The 16,064-nt window shown below is 62.7% G+C and carries 15 protein-coding genes; 8 read left to right on the top strand and 7 right to left on the bottom strand.

What is annotated here, in order from left to right; all coding sequences use genetic code 11:
* Positions 1–9: 9 nt before the first annotated feature.
* From AC1RQK_RS17655 to AC1RQK_RS17645, 3 genes are read right to left on the bottom strand one after another with little or no spacing between them, the layout of a single operon-like run.
* A complete protein-coding gene (locus tag AC1RQK_RS17655) occupies positions 10–435 on the bottom strand; it encodes a Zn-ribbon domain-containing OB-fold protein (RefSeq protein WP_492810147.1) in 426 nt (141 codons plus the stop codon).
* Complete coding sequence (locus AC1RQK_RS17650; RefSeq protein WP_492810145.1) at positions 432–1,625, bottom strand: thiolase family protein; 1,194 nt, start codon at positions 1,623–1,625, stop codon at positions 432–434. The genes AC1RQK_RS17655 and AC1RQK_RS17650 overlap by 4 nt, the downstream gene beginning before the upstream one ends.
* Positions 1,626–1,643: 18 nt before the next feature.
* Positions 1,644–2,909, bottom strand: coding sequence for a CaiB/BaiF CoA transferase family protein (locus AC1RQK_RS17645; RefSeq protein WP_492810143.1), 1,266 nt, complete (start codon positions 2,907–2,909; stop codon positions 1,644–1,646).
* A 367-nt stretch (positions 2,910–3,276) separates the two neighbouring features.
* Between AC1RQK_RS17645 and AC1RQK_RS17640 the strand changes: the two genes are divergently transcribed.
* Genes AC1RQK_RS17640 through AC1RQK_RS17610 form a run of 7 tightly spaced genes read left to right on the top strand, consistent with a single transcriptional unit; the run spans position 3,277 to position 10,780 of the window.
* Positions 3,277–4,593, top strand: a complete 1,317-nt coding sequence (locus AC1RQK_RS17640; protein WP_492810141.1) for a Rieske 2Fe-2S domain-containing protein — start codon at positions 3,277–3,279, stop codon at positions 4,591–4,593.
* A 21-nt stretch (positions 4,594–4,614) separates the two neighbouring features.
* A complete protein-coding gene (locus tag AC1RQK_RS17635) occupies positions 4,615–5,574 on the top strand; it encodes a PDR/VanB family oxidoreductase (RefSeq protein ID WP_492810139.1) in 960 nt (319 codons plus the stop codon).
* A 39-nt stretch (positions 5,575–5,613) separates the two neighbouring features.
* Entirely contained in the window at positions 5,614–6,336 is a 723-nt protein-coding gene (locus AC1RQK_RS17630; protein ID WP_492810137.1) for a FadR/GntR family transcriptional regulator, read from the top strand.
* 39 nt (positions 6,337–6,375) lie between these two features.
* Entirely contained in the window at positions 6,376–7,344 is a 969-nt protein-coding gene (locus AC1RQK_RS17625) for a Bug family tripartite tricarboxylate transporter substrate binding protein (RefSeq protein WP_492810135.1), read from the top strand.
* 49 nt (positions 7,345–7,393) lie between these two features.
* Positions 7,394–8,578, top strand: a complete 1,185-nt coding sequence (locus tag AC1RQK_RS17620) for a thiolase C-terminal domain-containing protein (RefSeq protein ID WP_492810133.1) — start codon at positions 7,394–7,396, stop codon at positions 8,576–8,578.
* A complete protein-coding gene (locus tag AC1RQK_RS17615) occupies positions 8,575–9,039 on the top strand; it encodes a Zn-ribbon domain-containing OB-fold protein (RefSeq protein WP_492810131.1) in 465 nt (154 codons plus the stop codon). The genes AC1RQK_RS17620 and AC1RQK_RS17615 overlap by 4 nt, the downstream gene beginning before the upstream one ends.
* A complete protein-coding gene (locus AC1RQK_RS17610; RefSeq protein WP_492810129.1) occupies positions 8,948–10,780 on the top strand; it encodes an FAD-dependent oxidoreductase in 1,833 nt (610 codons plus the stop codon). The genes AC1RQK_RS17615 and AC1RQK_RS17610 overlap by 92 nt, the downstream gene beginning before the upstream one ends.
* 149 nt (positions 10,781–10,929) lie before the next feature.
* Here the strand turns inward: AC1RQK_RS17610 and AC1RQK_RS17605 are convergent, their stop codons facing one another.
* The 4 genes from AC1RQK_RS17605 to AC1RQK_RS17590 all read right to left on the bottom strand — a co-directional run bounded on the left by AC1RQK_RS17605 (position 10,930) and on the right by AC1RQK_RS17590 (position 15,280).
* A complete protein-coding gene (locus tag AC1RQK_RS17605) occupies positions 10,930–12,288 on the bottom strand; it encodes an MBL fold metallo-hydrolase RNA specificity domain-containing protein (protein WP_492810127.1) in 1,359 nt (452 codons plus the stop codon).
* 11 nt (positions 12,289–12,299) lie between these two features.
* Positions 12,300–13,136, bottom strand: a complete 837-nt coding sequence (locus AC1RQK_RS17600; RefSeq protein ID WP_492810125.1) for a universal stress protein — start codon at positions 13,134–13,136, stop codon at positions 12,300–12,302.
* A gap of 129 nt (positions 13,137–13,265) precedes the next feature.
* A complete protein-coding gene (locus AC1RQK_RS17595; protein ID WP_492810123.1) occupies positions 13,266–13,910 on the bottom strand; it encodes a response regulator in 645 nt (214 codons plus the stop codon).
* Entirely contained in the window at positions 13,907–15,280 is a 1,374-nt protein-coding gene (locus AC1RQK_RS17590; protein ID WP_492810121.1) for a PAS domain-containing sensor histidine kinase, read from the bottom strand. Before AC1RQK_RS17590 ends, AC1RQK_RS17595 begins: the two co-directional genes overlap by 4 nt.
* Positions 15,281–15,553: 273 nt before the next feature.
* Between AC1RQK_RS17590 and AC1RQK_RS17585 the strand changes: the two genes are divergently transcribed.
* On the top strand, positions 15,554–15,985 hold the full coding sequence (locus AC1RQK_RS17585) for a response regulator (protein WP_492810119.1): 432 nt from the start codon (positions 15,554–15,556) through the stop codon (positions 15,983–15,985).
* The last annotated feature ends 79 nt before the right edge of the window (positions 15,986–16,064 follow it).

Genomic DNA, 16,064 nt, shown 5'->3' with positions numbered 1-16,064 from the left:
GAAAGTTAATTACCTGATGGGCCGTGCTGCGAACAGAGGACCGTCCTTGTACTGCAAAACCACCATCTCGACCGCCTGGCCAATCTGCAAAGGCACGTCGTGGTCTTCCACCAGTCGACATGCCAAACGTATCCCACAGTCAAGATCAACGATCCCGCATGCATAAGGGGACTCCGCAGCGAACACCGCGGGAGCGGCATGAATACGCGTCCACGAGTACAAAGTGCCCCGCGTACCGAAAGCCTTCCACTCCATCTCGGTCGACCAGCAGTGGGGGCACACAAGCTTTGGTGGGAAAGTTGTCTTGCCGCAATCGCAGCATTGCGTGGTCACCCAGCGGCCGGCTGCTAGCGCCGACCAGAATTCCTTGGTGAATTCGGATTCCCGTGGCGGATACGCACGCTCGCCGTCGACAATCAGTGTTTCGAGGGTCATTGCTTAGCCTCCATAACGTGAATCATGGCCGCGTTGTAGTTGCCGAGTTCGCCGGTAGCCAGGCCAAACTGTGCGTTCTTGACCTGGCGTGCCCCGGCCCGTCCACGCAACTGCTCAGCCAGTTCCACGTAGTTGTAGAGCGACGTGACATACGCCGGGTGGCCGCGCGACGTCAGGCCGCCGGAGGTCGAGACGGGAATTCGGCCGCCAAGACGTGTCTCGCCATCGAACGCTGCCCGCGCCCCTTGGCCCTTGGCAATGAGCCCAATTGCCTCGCTCACCAGCACCTCAACAATCGTGCAAGGCGCGTATAGCTCAGCGACGTCGATGTCCTTCGCGCTGATGCCGGCTTGCTCGTAGGCCGTGGTGGCGGCCTGCCTGGCAGACTCGAAAGCGATCATGTCATTCGGGACGTCGCTGATCTGATGGCTGCCGTCATGGAAGAATCCGCGCCCCTTGACAAGTACATAGGGCCGCCCAATCTCGCGCGCGACTTCCTCGCTTGCGAGCACCAGGCAGGCGGCACCGTCACCACGCGGCGGCACGTCGTAGAGCCCGAGTGGTTCGACGATGGGACGCTGCTGGACGACCTCCTCCAGCGTCACCGGCTTGCGATATTGCGCCAGCGGATTCATGGTCGAGTGAAAGCGATTCTTTACCGCCACCGAGCAGAGCTGCTCCTTCGTGGCACCGTGTTCGTGCATATAGCGCATGGCGTCCATCGCGTACCAGGCAATGGGTGTAAAGCCGGCCGACGTGTGAAAGTCGACATCCCCAGTCGTCCGCATGCTGCTCATCATGTGCTCCGCGGCGGAAACCGCGCTTTCCATGTTGATGCCGAGCGCAAGCGACACTTCGGACCTGCCCAGCATGATGTCGTTGCAAGCCTGATCGAACGCCAAGGCCGCTGTCATGCCATTGCCCATCACCTCCATGACGTTGCCACGGCAAGACAACCGGAGCTGGCCCATCAGGAAGGTGTGGAAGTACTTCTGACGCGTGTAGGGACGCGGAAGCGTAAACACCAGGCTCTGAATATCCTGCTTGTCGACGCCCGCATCTTTCACTGCCTCCACGACGAGGCGAGTCATGATTTCGTGCTCCAAGGTCTGGAGCGCCGCGTCATCCGCGGTCTGATGGCGCCCCACCGGAATAGCACTGGCGCCAATAATGGCTACGTTTCTGGTCATATGCGTGGCTGAGACGTCTTACTTCGCACCAAACGCCCCGGAGGCGGTGAGTTCAGCAATTTGGTGGTCATTGAGCTTGAGCACATCCTTGAGCACCTGCTCAGTGTCAGCGCCGACAGCAGGCGCGGCCTTCGCTGCGCGCGCAGGCGTGCGGCTAAGCCTGAGCGGCGTGGAGATGTTCGGAATCCACCCTTTCACCGGATGCTCGATCCGGCTTACCAGGTTCCGCGATGCGGCTTCGTCCGACGAGAGTGCCTGCGCAAGCGTTTTGACTTGGCCACTCGGGACCCCAGCGGCACGGAGCTTCGGCTGCCAATAGGCCCACGGATGCTTGCCGAACTCTTCTCCCATGAGCTCGAAAAGCTCATCGCGTCGTTCCAGACGATTGGCCCGCTTCGACAGGACAGGGTCATGAGCGATGTCTGGGCGCTCGAGCACCTGTTCGAACAGCCGGACAAAGATCCCGTCGTTGCCGCAGTTGATGTAAAACGGCACGTCCTGGCAGTGAAAAACGCCAGAGGGACACGTGTCAGGGCTGGTATTCCCGTTACGTTGAGGCTCGTAACCGGTGGTCAGATGCTGCATCGCCGCGAACCCGGTCATCAGAATGGCTGTATCGAAGAGTGCGACTTCGACAAACTGCCCCTCCCCATCCTTCTCACGACCCAACAGTGCGAGCAGAATCGCGTTCGTGGCCATCATCGCGGTGCTGATATCCATCACCGCGGCGCCGGTTCGGACCCCCTGACGGTCCGAGTAGCCATTCATTGAGATGAACCCACTTTCGGCTTGGGCGATCGGGTCAAATCCCAGACGATCCGCATACGGGCCGGTCCGGCCATACGCCGAGACCGAGCAGTAAATCAAGCGAGGGTTGAGTGCGCGGCAGGTCTCGTAGTCCAAACCGAAGCGTTCCATGACGCCTGTTGAGAAGTTCTCAACCAAGACGTCGGCTTCGGCAATCAGGGCCTTCGCGAGCGCAAGGCCCTCCGGCGACTTCATGTCGATGCCGATGCTGCGCTTATTGCGGTTGGTCCACAGATAGGGGGCACCCTGCGCCGGAATTTCCGGGTCCATTGGCGGGTAGTACCGGAAATCATCCCCCTTCACGGGCGCTTCCACCTTGATGACGTCGGCACCAAAGTCAGCCATCGTCATCGTCGCCAGCGGCCCAGCGACAAAGTGGGTGAAATCAACGACACGAACGCCATCCAGGACGCCCTTTCCTTTCGCAGTCGCTGCCGCATGTTGCGGCAAAGACTCAACCCGATCCTGGTCAAACACGTCTATCTCCTCCTCAAGCAGCCGCTCTTCTGCCGCTTCAAATTTGTCCCGCCCACAGACAGCGCTGCAGGGCCGCCATCCACGGGCCGCCGCACTGCCCGCACATCTCGGCTTCGCTTTGGTTGGTCCGTTTAATGGTTCTACCAAACTATTCTAGTGAGATGGACTGCGGATAGTCAATGGGTATCAGCACTCGTCTTGTTCGACGCGGCATAGCAAGACGCGAGAAAGGCGGTCCGCTCGCACGGACACGCGGCGTTCCGCACAGAACAGCAGGCCGCCCTAGGGTTATCCCGGATTACACGGAGGTCTCCGCGAAATACAATTGGTTCTACCAAATTGGTTGAACCAATTACAGGAATATCACATGCTTTCTCGCGAAGACAACGAACTGCTGGTACGCGTCGGTCCAGGTACGGTTATGGGCGCGCTTATGCGGCTGTACTGGATTCCGTTTCTCAAGGGCTCGGACGTCACTCCTGGCGGCCAGCCGTATCGGGTCCGGCTACTGGGCGAAGATCTGGTGGCATTCAGAGATAGCGCCGGCAAGGTGGGATTGGTCGACCATGCCTGCCCGCATCGCGGTGCGCCGATGGTCTTCGGTCGCAACGAGGACGAAGGTCTGCGTTGCGTCTATCACGGCTGGAAGTTCGATGTCAGCGGTCAGTGCAAGGAAATGCCATGCGAGCCTGCCGACAGTCCGATGTGCAGCCGCATGAAGATCAAGGCCTATCCAGTGAAGGAGCGCAACGGCATCCTGTGGGCGTATATGGGCGCCGACGCCAACGCGGCGCCGGAACTCCCGGACATGGAGTGGAACATGGTGCCTGAGGAACAGGTCGCCGTTTCCATGCGCGTCCAGGAGTGCAATTGGCTCCAGGCCTTGGAAGGTGAAATCGACTCGGCGCACGCGGCCATCCTCCATGGCCGCGTTGACGGAGGCGTGATCAACCAATGGAAGCAGGCTCAAGACTTGAGTCCGACCTTCGAATGTATCCAGCACGATGCCGGCGTCAGCATTGGCGCACGTCGGAAGACCGCGGATGGTGACAACTATGTCCGCGTCAATCAGTTCCTCATGCCGTTCTGGACGCTTGTGCCCCCACAGTCTCAGTTCCCCGAACTGAGCGGCCACGCGTGGGTTCCCATCGATGACGAGCACACTCTTTGCCTGATGTTCTCGTACCACCCTTCCCAGCCCTTCTACGAGAAGACCCGGAAACTGTTCCAGGACGGACATAAGGGCCGGGAGACGGGCCACCATTCCGATGCTGCGTTCGAGAAGCGCCCGGTGACCGCGCCGTACCACACGTACTGGAGCCAGTACAACCGGGGCAACGCCTATCAGTTCGACTATCAACTCCAGGTGCAGACGTACAACTCCGGCATGCCTGGTCTGTGGATCCAGGATGCAGCATGTCAGTCCGGCGTTGCACCGATCTTCGACCGCAGCAAGGAACACTTGGGAACCAGCGACAGCGGTGTCGCACGCACCCGACGCGTGCTGCTCGAAGCGGTGAAAAAGCTCGCCAATGCTAACGAGATTCCTCCTTCGGCAAATGCCCCGGCGTCATTCCGCTGGCGCGCTGTGTCGTTGACCATTCCGAAGGACGGTGACTGGATGAAGCTCGGCGCCGAAGTTATGCGCGCGGAACCCGGCAAAGACTTTGGTTACACGCCCTAACGCGTCGATCTGAGAGTAAGCATGAGTGCCTCGTTGATTGAGATTCGTCTGAAGCGAATCACGTTCGAAGCCGAAAGAATCGCTTCGTTTGACTTTGTTTCCGCAGATGACAAGCCCTTGCCGGGCTTTCATCCCGGCGCCCATATCGATCTCCACCTGCAGCCAGGAATGGTACGCAGCTATTCGCTCGCGAATGCGGCGTCCCAAGATCCTGTCTACTACCGGGTCGCCGTGCAGCGCGAGCCTAACGGTCGCGGCGGGTCGCGATGGGCCCATGACAGGCTGCGCGTCGGAGACACGATTCGAGCATCGACTCCTCGGAACGACTTCCCTCTCGACGAGCGCGCATCCAAGGCCGTCTTTTTTGCCGGCGGAATCGGCATTACCCCGGTCATGTCCATGATTCGCAGGCTCGACGCGCTTGGCTATGACTGGGCACTCATGTACGCGAGCCGCTCCCCAAAAGAGACGGCATTCGCGGACGAGCTTAAGAGAATCGATGCCGGCCGCGGGCGGGTACACCACTTCCATGATTCCGAATCTGGCCCTCGCCTCAGCATCAGCGATGCTGTAGCTACGCTGTCCGCCGGCACCCATTTGTACTGTTGCGGCCCCACTCGAATGATCGACGACTTCTTGTCCGTCACCGAGGCCAGGGACCCTGCGACAGTCCATTACGAAAGATTTTCAGCCTCGCAGGATGCCGCGACGGATGGCGGCTTCGAAGTCGTGCTGCGCCAAAGCGGGAAGGCGTTGCGTGTCGAAGCTGGAAAGACCATTTTGGACGTACTGCTCGATAACGGTGTTGCGGTGCCCTATTCGTGCTGCAGCGGCGTTTGCGGTAGCTGCCGGACCACAATCATCGAAGGTAAAGCAGATCATCGGGACGATTTCCTTAGCGATGACGAAAAGCAGGCCAACCAGTCATTGATGGTGTGTTGCTCGGGTGCCCGGTCAAAGACACTCGTTCTGGACCTTTGAGCATTGATTGAAATGGCTAGCGCCTCGCAGGAAAACATAATGCCTCACGCAGCGGAAGCAACAGCTGAATCACGCGCAACAGGTGGCTCAGGCGTTATCGCAGGCATCCTTGCCTACTTGCAGGACCGCCGCCTGCAACCTGGCGATCGACTCCCTTCGGAGCGCGACCTGGCGGAGCGCCTGGGCGTGGCGCGCAACTCGGTCCGCGAAGCCCTGGCGACTTTGGTGGCGCTGCGGGTCGTTGAATCGAGGCCGAATTCTGGCATCTATCTGCGCCACATGTCGCGCGACAGTAGTTTCGAGGCCTTGGTTCTGCTGACAGATATGGGCGCAACACCTTCGCCCACCGAAGTTGCCGAAACGATGGAGGTCCGCGCGCATCTAGAACTCTTAGCCGTGAGTCTGGCATGCCAGCGTCGGACTGACGGTGATCTGTCGCGAATGGAGGACATCCTTGGGCGAACCGATGCTGCCCTGTCCGAGGGTCGGAACATCGCCGAGGAAGATACCGACTTCCATATTGCCATTGTCGATGCGGCGCACAACTCGGTGCTCGTTAGAACCCTTAATGCGTTCTATCGCTTTACGGCGCGGCGCCGGACTGTCTTATTTGAAGACCGTGCACAAGGACAAGCTTCGGCGCTCGAGCACCACCAGATGCTGGAGCACATTCGCAACCGAGACATTCAGAAGGCAGAACGCTTGATCTTTCGTCATATGGATCGAGCGACAAACTACTGGTCCAGCTACCTGGACAGATGACTCGAGCGGCCAACTGAGCCGCACCTAAGGAGACACACCATGCGCCCCCGGCTACCACACCTAAGTGCAACGCTCGCCCTCTCCCTGCTTGTCTCATGTTCCTTGGCTCTCGCCAAGGAATACCCGGACAAGCCTATCCGCCTCATCGTCCCTTATGCCGCCGGTGGGAGCACTGACCAGTTGGCTCGCGTCATCCAAAAGCCGATGAGCGAGATTCTGGGGCAGCCGGTTGTGGTCGAGAATAAGCCGGGAGCCGGCGGCGCCATTGGGGTGGACCTTGTCGCACGGTCGGCCCCTGACGGATACACGCTCGTATTCGGCAACACCGGGCCGAACGCAGTCGTGCAACTGATGCGAAAGGTGCCCTACAACCCGCTTCAGGACTTCCAGCCCATCTCCACAGTCGCAATCACGCCAATGTTTCTCGCCGTGCCTGCCGACAGCCCAGCTCACTCGATGAAGGAGTTCCTCACGCTCGCCCACCAGCAAGGCGCCTCCATGAATATTGGATCTGTCGGTAACGGTTCGCTGTCACACCTGACCAGCGAATACTTCAACGAGATGGCGGGACTAAAGCTTCAGCACATCCCCTACAGCGGCGGTGCGCCGCTAATGGCCGCCTTTGTCGGCGGCCAGATCCAAGCGGCGTTCGTAACAGGCCTTGACGGCGCAGCACTGGTCGGCTCGGGAAAGGTCCGCTACCTCGCCATAGCCAGCCCGGCACGCAGCAACATCGTCCCTGGTTTGCCTGCCATCGCCGAAAACGTACCCGGATTCAGGAGCCAAGCGTGGTTTGGCGTCCTGGTCCCCAAGGGCACACCCGCTGAAGTCCAGCGGAAGCTGCGCGATGCCATTGCAAAAGCAGTGGCTGAGCCGGAAGTCCGCAAGATCCTCACCGATAGAAAGGTGGAACCGCGCAGTGGTAGCGGTGACGACCTGCAGAAACTGATTCAGGACGAAGTCGGTCAATGGAATCCCGTCATCAAAAAGTACAACATCCGCCTCTGACTCCGAATATGCCCCCCCTCCAACATAACGTCGCCCGGGAGTACCCGCAATGAGTCGTCGCACCCTGAAAGGGCAAGTCGCGGTCGTCGGCATTGGCGAAAGTCAGTACTACCGCCACGGAAAATCCCCTGACAGCGAGTTCAAACTTGCGCTTCAGGCCATTTTGGCCGCCTGCCAGGATGCCGGAATTAACCCGCGCGAGATTGACGGATTCTCGTCATTTAGCGATGACAGGAACGACCCTTCACGCATTGCCGCGGCTCTTGGTCTTCCAAGGCTACGGGCGACCACAATGCAATGGGGCGGTGGAGGTGGAGGATGCTGTGGCGCAGTAGCTAATGGCGCCGCCTCGATTCAAGCCGGCCTCGCAGATTGCGTCGTCGTTTTCCGTTCGCTCGCTCAGGGACAGTTCGGACGATTTGGCCGGACGACCGGGATCGATACAATTTCTGGGGAGAAGGCGTACCTCATGCCGTACGGTGTCTTGGCGCCCCCGCAACGATTCGCGATGCGCGTGCAGCGATATATGCACGATCACGGCGTTCGCCAGGAAGCGTTGCGCGCAATTGCACTGGCTTCCTACCATCACGCCCAGTCGAATCCCAGGGCCGTGATGTATGGCAAACCGCTCAGCAAAGAGAAGTACGACCAATCGCGATGGATCGCCGAACCGTTTCACCTCTTCGACTGCTGCATGGAGAATGACGGCGCCGCTGCTCTGATCCTGGTGTCAGCCGAGCGTGCAAAAGAGTTTCCCGGAAAGGCGGCCTACGTCCTTGGCGCCGCCTCTGGCTCCGGGCACCGCACTGGCGCCATCCCACACAACTCCCCTTTGTATGGCAGTGCGAGCTTCGACACGGTGGCGCCTGACCTCTTCAGGATGGCGGGCATTGGACCGAGCGACGTTGGCGTTGTCCAGAGCTACGAGAACTTCACGGGTGGCGTCGTGATGGCGCTGGCAGAACACGGCTTCTTCAAGCCCGGCGAGGCAAACGAGTTTCTGACACTCGACAACCTCATCGCTCCATCGGGAAAACTGCCCCTTAATACCAGTGGTGGAAATCTTGCCGAGTGTTACATGCACGGCTTCGAGCTAGTGCTCGAGGCCGTTCGACAGATTCGAGGTACGTCGTGCAACCAGGCTCCGAGGAACGACGTTGCTCTCGTGATTGGAGGCCCGATGGTATCCCCCGTCAGTAACTTGCTGCTGGCGTCCGAGGAGGCTGCGCAATGACGATTCGAACCGTAGACACCCCATACCTGCCACCAGGCCTGCCCATTCCGATAGCCGAATCGGACGGCCTCTCTGCTCCCTTCTGGAATGGCCTGCACGAAGGACGGTTGATGGTTCAGCGTTGCCAGCATTGCAAGACATGGCAGTTCGGTCCGGAGTGGCTGTGTCATCAATGCCTACAGTTTGACCCCGGATGGCAAGAGGTCGAAGCACGAGGGAGGATCTATAGCTGGGAGCGCGTTTGGCACGCTTCCCACGACGCACTGAACGGAAGTCCTCCCTACCTTGCTGTTCTGGTCGAACTCCCGGACGCCGGCAATGTACGCATTGTCGGCAACCTCCTCGGAGATCCGCTGCAAGATGTGGTGATTGGCGCTGAAGTGGTCGGCGTCTTCGAACATCACCCCCGCGCCAACCCACCCTTCTCCTTGCTGCAATGGCAGCTTGCGTCGTCAAAGTAGACTGGATAGTTCTGCAACTATGTCTAACTACGATCTCGTAGTATGCGGTGCCGGTGCCGGCGGGATGACCGCGGCCCTGACCGCAGCCCATCTCGGGCTCAGCGTGCTGATTTGCGAAGCGACGCACCAGGTGGGCGGAACTACCGCGACGTCTGCCGGGACGCTATGGCTTCCCGGCAATTGTCACGGTCAACAAGCCGGGTTCGGGGACAGCGTCGCCGCCGGCGCCCAGTACCTAGACGCCTTGATTGGCGCCGATGACCGTCTCGGGAGGCGGCAAGCGTTCCTGGAGAGCGCCAATCCGGCCATCGACTTCCTCGAGAGCCAATGCGGATTGGCATTCGTCAGTTCGGGCCAGCATCCCGACTATCTGGATCAACCAGGCGCCGCTGTCTACGGCAGAGCGCTCTCCCCAACGGAGTTCGACGGGCGAAAACTCGGGCATGACTTTGACCGGGTGCGTCCACCGCTTCAAGACTTTCTCGTCCTCAACGGCATGATGGTCAACAAGGCGGATGTCGCTGCACTGCTGAATCGGTACCGGTCATGGGCCGCATTCCGACGCTCGATGGAGCTCGTACTGCGTTATACCCGAGACCTGCTCACGTACCGCCGGGGGACTCGTCTTGTAATGGGCAATGCGCTGGTAGGCCAGATGCTTTATGCACTGAGAAAGGCAGGCGTGGCCATCCGCTTTGACACCCGACTTCTGTCGATCGAGAAAGCTGATGGCCGTGTCTCGGGTGTCGTCGTCCGGTGCAATAGCCAGACCATGCGGATCGGTGCGAAGCACGGCATCGTGCTGGCGACGGGCGGCATCGGGCACAACGCGACGCTGCGGGCCAACCTGCCTTCCTCGACGTTTGAGTCACTGACCCCCTCAGCGGTCCGCGGCGACGCATTGATGGCTGCCCAAGGCGTGGGTGCCACGCTCGAACGCCACGCCAGCGACTTTCTTTGGCAACCAGTCTCCCGGGTTCCGGATGAACAGGGCGGCTGGAGGCTGTTTCCCCATCTGTATCTGGATCGGGCAAAGCCCGGGCTCATTGCCGTCAACGCTGCGGGCACGCGGTTCGTCAATGAAGGGGCTTCCTATCACCATTTCGTGGAAGGTATGTTGGGCTCCGGCTATGCGATGAAGTCGAACCTGCCCACCTATCTCATTTGCGACCACAATTTCGTGCGGAAGTATGGCGTCGGCGTTGTCCCGCCGCATTGCCGCGATCTTCGTCCGTTCATACGTTCGGGTTATCTGAGTCGTGCAACAACGCTCGGAGAGCTGGCGGAGAAGATTGGCGTGAGCCCGTCCGGGCTGACGGAAACCGTGAAGTTGTACAACGCCGACGTGGCAATGGGCAGGGATAGCGCGTTTGGTAAAGGCGAGAGTACTGTTTCCCGCTTCAACGGCGACGCGAACCAGGAGCCTAATCCGTGCCTGGGTCCCGTCCAGGTCGCGCCCTTCTACGCCGTCCAGGTGTTCCCCGCCGACGCGGCGAGTTGCACGGGACTTCGTACGGACAACGATGCCCGCGTACTGGACGCGCGGGATCAGCCCATCGAAGGGCTTTACGCATGCGGCAACGACATGGCGTCGGTCCTGAAGGGCGCCTATCCGGGGCCGGGCGCCACCTTGGGGCCCGCCATCGTTTTCGGGTATCGCGTCGGCATCCATGCCCACCGAAAATCGTTGCAGCCGAAGCGGTTCGATCGTGCGCCAATGGCAACTGGCGCACTGAGATAAGATAATTGGACGGTATTCCTGACGCTGCACCAGTCAAAGTCGCCTGCGCTCGCTACACAGAAGCGGGCCATCCATGCCGGCTGAGATGCCGCTGAAAGGCCGCCGAGACGCCGGCGGGGATGCCGCCGGCCACCGCTTGCCATGCCTGCCTAATCCAGCGCGTACGAACGAAGATACTCCGGCATCGTGACCGCCCAGCGCAGCTCCCGCTCGATCCGCTGGCGCAGGGCGTCGCTCGCGCACGGCTCGCCATGCACCACGAAGGTCTGCCGGGGCGGGCTGCCGAAGCCGCCAAGCCACGTCATCAGCTCATCGGCATCGGCATGGGCCGAGAGCGAAGTGATCTGCTCCACCGAGGCCTGGATCGCAACCGGCCTGCCATGGATGCGCAGTTCACGCATGCCCGAGGCCAGCGCCGCGCCGCGGGTACCGGCGGCCTGGAAGCCCGAGAGCAATATCGTATTGCGCGCATCCTGCCCATAGGTCTCCAGGTGATGCACCACCCGCCCGCCGGTTGCCATGCCGCTGCCGGCCAGGATGATCTTGGGCGCGCGGTCACGGTTGAGCCACATGGACTGCTGCATGCTCTGGATCAGGATGGCGATATGGCAGGCCGCCGCGCAGGCCGCGCGGTCGATCCGCAGTTCGTCCGGGTGCAGGGCGAAGATCGTGGTGGCGTCGATCGCCATCGGGCTGTTGAGGTAGACCGGCACCTGGGGAATGCGGTTTTGCTCGCGCAGCTTGTAGAGGCAGTACAACAGCGCCTGGGTGCGCCCGACGGCAAACGCGGGAATCACCACGCTGCCGCCGCGGCCGATGGTGCGGCTGACGACCTCGCCGAGCGTGTCGAGCGGATCATCCGTGGGATGGGCGCGGTCGCCGTAAGTGGACTCGACCAGCAAGTGATCCGCTTCGCGAAGGACTTCCGGGGCGCGCATCACGATGTCCTGCTGGCGTCCCAGGTCGCCGGAAAACACGATCCGTTTGCCATCCACGTGCAGCGTCACGATGGCCGAGCCGATGATATGTCCGGCGCGATGAAATTCCGCCTCCACGTCGGGCGTCACCCGCACCCGCGTGTCGTAGTGAAACGGGTCGAGCCGGCGCAAGGCGCGCACGGCGTCCGCGCCGTCGTAGAGCGGCAACGCCGGCTGATGCCGCGAGTAGCCCTTGCGGTTGGCGTAATGCGCGTCCTCCTGCGCCAGGTGGGCGCTGTCGGGCAGCAGGATCTGGCACAGCTGCGCGGTGCCCATGGTGCAGAACACCCGCCCCCGAAAGCCGTTGCGCACCAGCAGCGGCAGGTATCCGCTATGGTCGATATGCGCGTGCGTGAGCACTACCGCGTCCAGTGTGGACGGATCGACCGGCAAGCGGTCCCAGTTGCGCAGGCGCAGCGCCTTGTAGCCCTGGAACAGCCCGCAGTCCACCATCACGCGGCTGCGGCCGGTGTCGAGCACATACTTTGATCCCGTGACCGTGTCGGTCGCGCCGAGAAATTGCAGCTGCATGGCGCGCTCCGTCAATGCGACAACAGCAGAGGCACCGGCGCGTGATGCATCAACGTGCGCGTGGTGCCGCCCATGATTAGTTCGCGCATGCGCGAGTGCCCGTAGCCCCCGGCCACCAGCATGTCGGCCCCCAGCGCGCCAACCGCGTCGAGCAGACTGGCTGCGACGGGCCCCGCCTTCTGCACGTTGCGCACGCCGGCCACGATGCCATGGCGCTGCAGGTAATGCCGCAAGCCGGCCACCGGCTCCGAGTCTGCCCGCGGTTCGCCGCGATCGTCCCAGACGCCGATGATGGTGACGTGGCTGGCGCGCAGCAGCAAAGGCATGGCATCGGCCACGGCCCGGGCCGCTTCGCGCTGCCCGTCCCATGCGATCGCCACGTGCCCGCCATGCAGCCGGCGAAACGCCTGCGGCACCAGCAATACTGGGCGCCCGGCGTTGAGCAGCACGTACTCGGCGGCCCCGGCGCCCAGGGAAGGCACTTCCTGCGTTGCCACCGGCCGAGCCATCACCGCCAGATCGGCTACGCGGGCCTCCTGCGCCAGGACCCAGCCGGTCTCCTCCTCGACCACGCGGTGCGAGAACGGCACGCCCGGCGCATGCGCCGCCATGGTGCCGCTCAGTATCTCGCCCTGCAGCGTGGCCTGCGACAGCAGCCTGCCGCGCGACGCCGCCATATGCCGCGCAACGTCATCGCCCGCGCCCCGGACCGGGTCCAGGCGCAGGCCGGTGGCGCTGACGCCGGTGACATGCGCGCCAAAAGAGGCGGCCAGGTCGGCAGCCATCCTGACGCGAGATGCGCAGTCGGGATCCGCTCCGAGCGCGACCAGCACGGTCCGGTAGTCCATGATGTGCTCCATGTATTGGCGAGCATGCCTGCTGGCAGACCCGGTCCAGTTCATGGTGGCACAGCGCGCCGGCCGCACTTTGTCCCAGATCAAGCGCAGGAAGCTCGGGAAGTGCGGGAAGCGCGGGGGCTAGATATCGCCTTCGCCAAACAGGCGATGCTGGATCGCATAGCGCACCAGTGCCGCCTCGCTGGGCAACCGCAGCTTTTCCATCAGCCGCATCTTGTAGGTGCTCACGGTCTTGGCGCTGACGCACAAGGCGGCGGCGATCTCGGTCAGCGGCTCGCCCAGCACCAGGCGGCGGTAGACTTCCATCTCGCGGTCCGACAGGCGCAGGTGGGGATCCCCGCGGTGCTCGTCCTGCAGGCTGTTGGCCAGCTTCTCGCCCATCGCGGCGCTCACGTAGGTGCCGCCCGCGGCGACCTTGCCGATGGCGCTGACCAGCTCCGTGGCCGCGCTTTCCTTGGTCAGGTAGCCCGCCGCCCCGGCCCGGAACGCACGCACCACGTACTGCTCCTCGGCGTGCATGGTCAGCACCAGAATACGCAGCTCGGGCTGCTCCACGCGCAATTGCCTGATCAGCTCCAGCCCGCTGCGCCCGGGCATGGAGAGGTCCAGCAGGATGACCCGGGCCTTGCAGTCGCGCGCCATCTGCAGCACGGCGGCGCCATCCACCGCCTCACCCACCACCTCGAAGCCGCCCGCGCGGCTCAGGATGTGGCGCAGCCCGTCGCGCATCACGGCGTGGTCGTCGGCAATCATCACGGGAATCACGGGCTTGCCTCCTCGCTCGCGGTTGGGGCGGTGTCTATGGCCGTGGCCAACGGAAAGCGCACGGTCAGGCAGAAGCCCTCGCCAGGCGCTTGCCTTGTCGCTACGGTGCCGCCAAGCAGCCGTGCGCGCTCCCGGATCCCCACCAGCCCCAGCGATACCCGCTCGCCACCGGCAGGCTGCGCGGCGGCATTGCCGCGGCCATTGTCCCGTACGGTCAGCTCAAAATGGTCGTCCTGGCGAACCAGCTCGATATCGACCCGGTCAGCCTGGGCATGCTGCACGACATTGCTGAGCGCCTCCTGCACGATACGGAATACCGCGGTGGCCGCGTGCTCGCCGACGTCTTCCTCCTCGGCGGCATGGGTGATGACATTGACGCCGTAGCGGGCGGAGAACTCCTTTGCCAGCCATTCGATCGCCGGGATCAGGCCAAGCTCGTCCAGCAAAGCCGGGCGCAGGTCGGCGGCGATGCGCCGCACCGAAGCCACGGTTTCGTCGACGACCAGGTGCATGGCGGCGGCCTGGTCCAGCAAGGCAGGCGCCGTTCCCGCGTCCTTGAGGTCGCTGGCGAGGATAGCCAGGTCCATTTTCAGCGCGCTCAGGCGCTGGCCCAGGTCGTCGTGCAACTCGCGGGCGATACGGCGGCGCTCCTCTTCCCGCGACGCCTGGACCCGGTCGGAGAGTTGCTGGAGCTCCTCGCGCGACTGCCGCAAGGCCGTCTCCACCCTCACCCGCTCCGTGGTGTCCCGCAGGATGACGGTAAACAGCTTGCCGGCGCCGTCCTGCGTCTGGGAGATGGAGGCCTCGATGGGGAACTCCGTGCCGTCCTGGCGTAGCGCATGCAGTACCCGCTGCTGGCCCATCTGCCGATCCGTGACCCCGGTGACGCCGAACCGGCGCACGTGCGCCTCATGCGCCACACGAAAGCGCGCCGGAATCAGGTCCGCCAGGGGGTGGCCGGTTACCTGCGCGGCGGTGTACCCAAAAAGACGCTCCGCCGTGGGATTGAACAACACGATGCACTGCGCTTCGTCCACCGTGATGATCGCTTCCATCGACGAACGGATGATCCCTGCCAGGCGAGCCTCGCTGTCCTGGATGCGCGCCAGGTTGTCTTCCCCCGCGCGCCGCAGCCGCCGCAGCCGCACCAGCATCAGGGAGAGCATCACGGCCACCGCCAGGCCCCAGGCGCCGAGCATCGGCGCGGCCAGGCCGCCTGGCCGGGGGGCAAGCACGGTAATGAACCACAGTGCCAGCAGCAGCAGGAGCACGAGCACGGCGCCGCCTGCTGCCAGTTCGCCAAGCGTGGCGTGAAGCGATGTCTTCGGCGTGGAGGGCAAATTCGGTGAAGGAGGCTCGTTGGTCGCCATGGCTGGTCGCGAAGTGCTCCCGAAGGGTGGCAAGTCCTGCGTGGATCCCGCGAGGATCGCCGGAGGCTCTCTTGTAAAGGTAGGCGATTTGAGTGAAATGCACACGCCCTCTGTGATGTGTTCGCAATATAGCGAGGTGGGCGTAGCAGATACCATCGTCCGAATAGCCGATGGCCTTTGTCAGGATTGCCTGACAGGGACCCGCCTTTTTCCGACACCACTCTCAGCCACCGCTGCTTTCTGCCCATCACGGCGCAAGCCATACTTGATTGCATGGATTCCATGACGCTTCCTGAACGCCTGACCGTCCTGCTGCTCGAGGACTCCGCCCTGATCGGCGCGCGGCAGGCCAGGATGCTGAGATCGATCAAGGAAGTGGAACTGCTCGCGCTGGCCCGCGAGCCACGTGCCGCACTGCTGGCCGCGCAGATCCTGCTGCCCGACATTGTCATCCTCAGCCTGAGCAGGTATGGCCGATCGGGGCTGAGCGCACTGCAGGGCCTGCGAAGAATGCGCCGCCAGGCGACCGTGGTCGTCCTGAGCAACTGCCCGGCGCCGCCAATGCGCAGTGCTTGCCTGCGGGCCGGCGCGTCGTACTTTTTCGACAAGACCATGGAATTCGACGCGTTGCGCAGCACCCTGCTGCGCCTTGCGGCGCAGAAGATAACCGCTCGGGCGGCGGCACCGGAACACGCCGCGGCATAGTGCGCGCAGGCCTTTGCCCGGCATCGGCGGCAAACGCGCCCGACAGCAGGGGCCAGTCCGGGCGGCCAGGGGCAAGAGA

It is taken from the genome of Cupriavidus sp. GW822-FHT02D05, assembly GCF_058802485.1.
This window is presented reverse-complemented; position numbering and strand designations above follow the sequence as displayed.